We start from the raw sequence: 7,272 nt of genomic DNA on the forward strand, positions 1-7,272 counted from the left end.
GTCTAGAAGACTGCTGAAGATCTTGTCGGGTGCTGTCCGGCCGTAGGCCGGGCGGCCCTTCTTGCTTATGCGGTGGCGGGGGTGAGGTGCCAGTTGCCGTTGGCCCGGGTGAGTCCGAGGTTGATCAGTCGGCGGAGGTTGAGGGCGGCGGCGCGGTGGTGGAGCCAGAGGTTGTTGGCGATGACGCCGCGGTAGGGGACCCGGCGGTTTCCCTTGGCGACCAACCAAGCGATGGCGCGTTCGACGGGGGGCCGCCATCTGCGGTATTCGTCCTGCCAGACGGGGTCGGTGGCAGCCTGGTGGCGGGCTGCGGTGAGCAGTTCGTGCTGGGGGTGGACGTTGAGGTTGCGCCCGGTCTTGGAGGTGGTGCAGCGTCCGCGCAGGGGGCAGTCGGCGCACACGCGCTTGAACTGGGCGGTGCGAGCGCCGTCCGCCTTGACCTGCCCGAGGTTGGCGGTGTGTCCGGCCGGGCAGGTCGCGGTGCCGGCCGCCGAGTCGATGTGGAAGTCGTCGATGGTGAAGCCGCCGGGGATGGCCTGCCGCAGCGGTGGCGGCTTGATCACCAGGGTGTGGCCGTCGGCGGTCAGGTGTGCGCGCAGGTCGCCGGTGCCGTATGCAGAATCGCCGAGCACGGTTAACTCACTGCCCTCGTCCTCGTCGGCCAGCAGATCGCAGGCGACAGCGGCCTCGTGGTTGTCGGGGCCGTAGCCGCTGGTGAGGGCAACCGCGGTGAACAGCCCGGTCTCCGGCTCGAAGGACGCATGCCCTTTGAAACCGTCCTGGTGACGAGTTCGGTTTTTGTGGATGTGCCGCGCGTCCGCATCGACGGTGGACACGGTCCGGTCCGCCACCGTGCGCCGGGCGATGCGCCAGCGGCCGTCGCGCCCGTCGGAGTCCTCGGGCGGCTCCACGTCCTGGCCCGCGACCAGGGCCAGCAGGCCCACCGCGTTCGCAGCCCTCTCGCCCAGTCCCTGTTCGGGCAGGTGCCCGAGCAGGTTGAGGGCGTCGGTGACCAGCGCGTCGACCAGCGCGGCGCGCGCTTGCTCGTCGTCCCAGGCGATCCTCGGCTTGCCCGGGTCGGTGTAGTCGTGCGCTGTGCACCACTGCTGCGCCATCTCCTCCGCGCCGGGGACCTCACGGATCACCCGGCGGACGGCGGAGATGATCTGGGTGACGGTGTCCTGGGTGGCCACCGCGTCATCGAGGACGGTGGAGTCCAGCGCCCGCCGCTGCTTGCCCTTCAGCACGCCGGTCGCGGCCACGACCTCTTTGACCTTAGTGAAGATCCGCGTCGGGTCGGCCGAGTGACGCAGCCGACGCCGGAAGTACGTCAGCAGCGACGGGTCGAAAGCGGTGTCGTACAGGCCGAGCCCGCAGGCCGCCTTCCACCGCAGGTCACACCGCAGCTCCTGGACTGTCTCGAAGTCCGACAGCCCGTGCAGACTCTGCAGCACCACCGTCGCGGCCAGCACCTGCGGCGGCAGACTCGGACGCCCGTTGGACGAGGGATACATGTCCGCGAACATCCCCGGCGGGAACAGCACCTCGCGATGCTCGGCCAGGAACGCGAACACACTCCCTGCCGGGATCAACTCCCGGCAGGTCTCCCACACATCCGGCCCAACCAGCTCCCCGGCCCATTCCCCCTGCATGCCTACAAGACTGGCCCCGACTCCACCGAGCCGGGGCCAGAACCCGAGATTTTCAGCAGTCTTCTAGGCGGGCGAGGTGGCTGGTGCGGGTGCGGTCGAGTGGATGTCCGTTCCACCAGGCGTGGAGTCGGATCAGGTTGAGGGCGACGGCGCTGAAGACGTGTTGGAGGTGGGTCTTGGCCAGTCCGCGGTAGCGGGCGTGGTGGATGTCGGTGACTGCGGCGGCTTGCCGGACGGTGCCCTCGACGCCGGCGCGTAACGCGTAGTCGGTGTTCCAGTCTTTGGTCTGCTGCTGTGTACGTGTCCTCCGCAGTGCCTCGGTCATCTCCCTTGGATGCAGGGAGAGTTGGCGGCGGTTCTTCTTCGCGCTGGTGCACTGCTGCCGGTAGGGGCAGGGGATGCAGTCGAGGGCGGCGAAGGAGACCACGGTCTTGGGGATGCCTTCGTACACGACCGGGTTCCAGGTGGCACTGGTCTTCCCTGCGGGGCAGGTGGCCTGCTGGGCCTGCCAGTCGATGGTGAAGTCGTGGGCGGCGAAGCCTTCCTTGGCCTTGGCCTGGCGGGAGGTGTCCAGTAGGACCGGGGTGATCAGGGCGACGCCGTAGCGGGCCCGGGAGCCGGTGATCAGTTCGGCGGAGGGGTAACCGGAGTCGAGGTAGTGCTCGTCGGGGAGCAGGCCGCGTCGTTGCTGGGACTGGTGGATCTCTTCCAGGGCTTTGCTGTCGGGCAGGGTCGAGGTGGTGGTGGCGATGTTCGTGATCAGGTTGGGGCGCCTTGGCGCCCGGCCGGGCTGTCGTCCGCGCGGCGTCCTGGCCGTAGCCCTCTGCGACGGCACGGGGGCGGGGCGGGTGGCATCGTCGGCCGCGGTGGCACAGGTCTCGCTGATGTGGACCTTGAACCCGTTCCAGAAGGTGTCGCGCTTGGCGGCCCAGCGGGCGTCGGTGTCGTACGGCGAGGTCATGCGCATACTGCCGGGCGGGATACCGTCACCGCCTTCGGTGTCCTTCTCCCGCCGCTTGATCACCTCCCGCCCGTTCCTCGCGGTGGCGCGGGTGTAGTTCTGCAGCAGCACACACCGCAGCACCTGCACGGCAGGCAGCTCCCGCAGCCATGCCGGCTGCCCGGGCGCGTAGAGGACACTCAGCAGGGCGAAGCCGTCGCGGGCGTAGTCCACCGCGAGGGCGTCCTGCCTGGACTTCGATGCCGGCATCTTCCACGAGTCGATCCGGCGTCCATAGCGCCGTGACCAGCCGGGCACGTCGATGACCTGAGCCAGCCAGCCGGGAGCCGCCGCCGACAGCGCCTCCACCAGGGCGCGGACCGATTCGCCCACCAGCTCCAGCCGGTTCACATCCCGCACCGCAGCGATCACCGAGGTGGAGTCGGTACGCTGCTTGCCGCCCGCCCCCACCAGCCCCATCTCCTTGAGCTTGGCCAGCAGCAGGTCCAGGACCTTCTCTTCCAGCTGGTGCTCGGCGATCCGGGTGCGGAATTGCGACAGGACGCTGAAGTCGAAGCCAGCATCCTCCAGGCCCAGCCCGAGCGCGTAGGCCCACGACAGCTTGTCACGTACCGCCTCAGCGGCCTGGCGGTCCGTCAGGTTCTCCGCCATCTGGAACACCGTCACCAACGCCAAACGGCCAGGCGACCAGCCCCGCGGCCCCCTCACCCCGAACGCTTCGGCGAACTCCGCATCGGCGAACAACTCACCGAACCGATCACGCGCCGCCACCGGCAGCGGCATCTCACGCCCGCGGTACTTGGCCCGCACCGCCCGCGCCACCTCCGGCGCCGGCTCCGGCCACGGCTGCGGCTCCATCGACACGAACCCTCCCACCCGCGACCGGGAACGAGGAAGACAACCGGCCACCAGACAAGCCTGCCGCAGCCCAACAGGAAACGGGCAACAGGGTCCTGCCCTTGCCGGAAACTTCGTCCGTGCAGGTCAGGACGCAGGCCGGTACTCGTGGAGGATTCCTGTTGGGTGCCAAAAGTCCCGCACATGCGTTGAGCTGGGCGTTCGCCAGACTGTCGTGATCTTCGTCAGGCTGTGTCGCGGTACTCGTGGATGAGTCCGCTGAGGACGTCGTGGCGCTGGATGTGTTGGGCGGGGAAGGGGATGACGTCCGGATCGTCGGCGGGAGCGCGCAGGTGCAGGGCCCGGTGCGGCCTTCCGGAGTTGTAGTGCTCGGCGTATTCGGCGAGGACACTCCGTGCGTGTTGCTCGTTGTAGATCAGCATCCGGTCGGTGCACTCGGCCCGCACGCTGCGGATGAACCTCTCCACGTGGGCGTTCATCCGCGGTGTCTGTGGCGCGCTCTTCAGGGTCTCGATGCCGTCGGCGGTGAAGACGGCGTCGAACGCCTGGGTGTAGCGGCTGTCGCGGTCGCGTAGCAGGTAGCGGAAGCGGGTGGCGCGGTCTGGGAGGTTGGCGAGGAGGTTCCTCGAGACCTGGGTGGCCCAGGCTGCGGTCGGGTGGGCGGTGACGCCGAGGATGTGCACGGTGCGGGTGCCGACCTCCATGACCACGAAGGCGTACAGCCTGGTCAGCGCGGCGGTGTCCACGTGGAAGAAGTCGGCGGCGAGCAGGCCGGAGGCCTGGGCGCGTACGAACTCGCGCCAGGTCGGGGCGCCGCGGCTTCGTCTGGGTGCGGGGCCGAGGCCGGCGCTGCGCAGGATGCGTCGGATGGTGGAGGCGCCGACGCGGTGGCCGCGGGCGCCGCAGCTTGCCCTGGATACGGGTTGAGCCCCAGGTCGGGTTCTCGCGAGCCTGGCGCAGGATCAGGGCGGTGAGTTCCTTGGAGATCGGCGGGCGGCCGGTCTGTGCGGTTTTCTGCTTCCACTTCCAGCGCAGTAGTCGCCGGTGCCAGGTGAGCAGGGCGCCGGGTGTGAACAGGCGGTGTCGGCGCAGCACCGCGTTCTCGTGGCGCAGCGCGAGCAACTCGGCGTCCTTGGTCTGCTGCGAGCGGGAGAGCAGCAGGAGCAGTCCGAGGAGTCGGAGGAAGACCAGGTAGAGCAGGCGCAGTGCCATGGGGCCCGAGCTTGTCGTGATCGCCCGGAGTCGCAAAGTGCCTGGTCAGATACTGTACGTCACTTCTGGAACCCTACAGGCGGCGTCACACGCCCCACGGTGAGCACACACTGTTGTCGGCCCGCGTCGCCTTCCACCGCAGTTACTCCTCGCGCTCTGGACCGGCGCCTGCCGTAGCTGCCACCGCGAATACCAGAACCCCAAGATCTTCATGAGCCTTCTAGAATCCTTGCCCAGCGGCCGAGCGGGATCGTGGACCGGACCCGACAGTGCCCGGGCCGCCCGCTCGGTGATGCGTGTCCGGTCCTTCCGTGCGGAATAAGAGGAGTTACGTGATCCGTTTGGCGACTGCCGCAGACTTACCAGTACTTCAGGACCTCGAGCGTGCTGCCGGCCAGCCCTTCCGGGAAATCGGCATGGTGCGAGTCGCCGAGGATGAGCCGCCGTCCCTGGAGACCCTTCAGACCTATGTACAGGACGAACGTGCCTGGGTGTGGGTACGCGAGGACGGCCATCCCGTCGCCTATGTGATCACAGACGTGATCGATGGCAACGGCCACATCGAACAGGTGTCGGTGAACCCGTCCCATGCGCGAAGGGGCATCGGAAAGGCGCTGATCGAACAGGTGGCGCGCTGGGCTCGGGACAAGGGCTGCCCCGCGCTGACCCTCACGACGTTCACCGAAGTGGCATGGAACGGTCCCTACTACGAGCGGCTGGGATTCAGGTACCTGCCCGAAGCGGAATGGACGGACGGGCTGCGAAGCCTACGGGCGGCCGAAGCCGCGCACGGCCTGGACGAGTGGCCCAGGGGCTGCATGCGCCGCGACCTGTGACGGTTCACGTGCCGCCCCGTCCACCGGGGCGGCACGGGCCGCAGGCTCAGGAATCGACGGACTTCCCATCCACCAGCTCCGGCGTGTCCGCAGGGGATTGCCCAGAGGAGACGTTGGGGAAGGGACGCCGCAGCAGCACTGCCCCGAGGACGGCTACCGCCGCCAGCACCAGGGCACCGCCCAGGAAGGACGCGCGCATGCCGTCGGTGAAGGCCTCGATCGCCTGCTCTCGCAGGCGGACGCCCGCGGCGCCGGGCAGCCCGGCAGCGACGTTCAGTGCCTCCGCCAGCGTGTCCCGGACACCCTCGACGACACCCGCACCACCTCCCCCGGCCACGCCGTCATCCATCTGACGGGTGTATACGGCGGCCGTGACGGATCCCAGCGCGGCAATGCCGAAGGCTCCTCCCAACTCGCTGCTGGTCTCTGACAGTCCGGACGCCGCCCCTGCCCGCTCCGGCGGTGCCGCGCCCAGGGCGAGCGTAGTCGCGAGCGGCACGACCATCCCGCAGCCGGCCGTCACCACACTCCCCCCGGTGACGATGAGGGCCAGCCCCGACCCGGACGGTACCGAGGTCATCACGGCCAGCCCGGCGGCAGACAGCGCGAGACCGGTCGCGACCACCGCGGCCGGGCTGGTCCGCCGCACCAGGATGCCGCCCGCGACCAGTCCGAGCAGCAGCGTGGCGATCGCCGGCAACCGCCACAGCGCTGCAGTCAGCGGGCCCACGCTCAGCCCCAGTTGAAGGTATTGCGATGTGAGCATCGTCATACCGAGCATGGCGAACTGCAGCGCCGCCGCCACCGCCATCGCCGCGTTGAAGCCCGCGTTGCGGAACAGCGTCAGGTCGACGAGGGGAACGGAGATCCGGTGCTGCCGGTACAGGAAGAGCACACCCACCAGGAGGCCGAGCAGGACACAGCCCAGCGCGAGAACGGTGTCCCTTTCACCCTCCGCCAGCTGCTTAGTCCCATACACGACGAGCAGGACGGCCGCCAGGGACAGGACCGCGCCCGCGTAGTCGAAGGGCTCCTTTCGCCCGGAGCGGTACTCCGGCAGCAGGGCCGGCCCCAGGACCAGCAGCAGCGCCATCACCGGCAGGTTGATGAGGAAGACGGAACCCCACCAGAAGTTCTCCAGCAGCACGCCTGCGACCAGCGGGCCGAACATCGCTCCCAGGGCGAAGCCGGCTGTCCAGAGAGCGATCGCGCTGCCACGCTCCTTCTCGTCCCGGAACATGTTGCGGATGAGAGCCAGAGTGGACGGTGCCAGTGTCGCTCCGGCCACGCCTAGCAGAGCGCGTGCGGCGATCAATGTCCCAGGGGTGGTGGCGTAGGCCGAGCAGACCGAGGCGGCGCCGAAGGCGGCCGCGCCGATCAGCAGCAGTCGGCGCCTGCCGATGCGGTCGCCCAACGAGCCCATGGTCAGGAGCAGGCCAGCCAGGAGAAAGCCGTAGGAGTCCATGATCCAGAGCAGTTGCGTGTTGCTCGGTTTCAGGTCCTCGGCGATGAAAGGCACCGCGTAAAAGAGGGCTCTCCTGCCGTATGTGTGGGTCACTCTGTGGCGGGTTGGCGGCCGGGGAGGGGGGGGTTGTCACCGGCGAGGGTGAGCATGACGAGGGCGATGATGGCGTCTGCGGTGTGGAAGCCGAAGCCGCGGCGGATGATCAGGCGGGTCTTGGTGTTCGTGGACTCGATCAGGCCGTTGCTCATGCCGGTGGTCAAGGCGGCACGGATGGCGTCGTGGTGGCGG

Annotated in this window: 6 protein-coding genes; 1 reads left to right on the forward strand and 5 read right to left on the reverse strand. The window is 68.8% G+C overall.

The features are described from left to right. Nucleotides 1-65 precede the first annotated feature (65 nt). The 3 genes from H300_RS0121300 to H300_RS32720 form a co-directional block, all read right to left on the reverse strand. Nucleotides 66-1,652: an IS1182 family transposase gene (locus H300_RS0121300; protein WP_051270267.1), complete on the reverse strand. Its 1,587-nt coding sequence runs from the start codon at nucleotides 1,650-1,652 to the stop codon at nucleotides 66-68. A 52-nt stretch (nucleotides 1,653-1,704) separates the two neighbouring features. Then, nucleotides 1,705-3,471 carry a transposase gene (locus H300_RS0121305; RefSeq protein ID WP_037981425.1) on the reverse strand — a complete coding sequence of 589 codons (1,767 nt, stop codon included), beginning with the start codon at nucleotides 3,469-3,471 and terminating at the stop codon, nucleotides 1,705-1,707. 224 nt (nucleotides 3,472-3,695) lie between these two features. Continuing rightward, a complete protein-coding gene (locus H300_RS32720) occupies nucleotides 3,696-4,217 on the reverse strand; it encodes an integrase core domain-containing protein (protein ID WP_486583989.1) in 522 nt (173 codons plus the stop codon). A 798-nt stretch (nucleotides 4,218-5,015) separates the two neighbouring features. Between H300_RS32720 and H300_RS0121315 the strand changes: the two genes are divergently transcribed. Then, nucleotides 5,016-5,519 carry a GNAT family N-acetyltransferase gene (locus H300_RS0121315; RefSeq protein WP_028429004.1) on the forward strand — a complete coding sequence of 168 codons (504 nt, stop codon included), beginning with the start codon at nucleotides 5,016-5,018 and terminating at the stop codon, nucleotides 5,517-5,519. Between the two features lie 46 nt (nucleotides 5,520-5,565). Here the strand turns inward: H300_RS0121315 and H300_RS28490 are convergent, their stop codons facing one another. Both H300_RS28490 and H300_RS0121325 read right to left on the reverse strand, forming a co-directional pair. Then, complete coding sequence (locus H300_RS28490; RefSeq protein ID WP_078516206.1) at nucleotides 5,566-7,077, reverse strand: MFS transporter; 1,512 nt, start codon at nucleotides 7,075-7,077, stop codon at nucleotides 5,566-5,568. Next, the coding region (locus H300_RS0121325; RefSeq protein ID WP_028429005.1) for a transposase at nucleotides 7,074-7,272 on the reverse strand (199 nt) is incomplete at its 5' end. The genes H300_RS0121325 and H300_RS28490, both read right to left, overlap by 4 nt.

The sequence above is a fragment of the Streptomyces sp. TAA040 genome, assembly GCF_000424845.1.

Bases quoted from the DNA above. Each gene is read 5' to 3' on its own strand.
- H300_RS0121305 (WP_037981425.1), bottom strand. From the start codon at position 3,471: ATGGAGCCGCAGCCGTGGCCGGAGCCGGCGCCGGAGGTGGCGCGGGCG.
- H300_RS0121300 (WP_051270267.1), bottom strand. From the start codon at position 1,652: ATGCAGGGGGAATGGGCCGGGGAGCTGGTTGGGCCGGATGTGTGGGAG.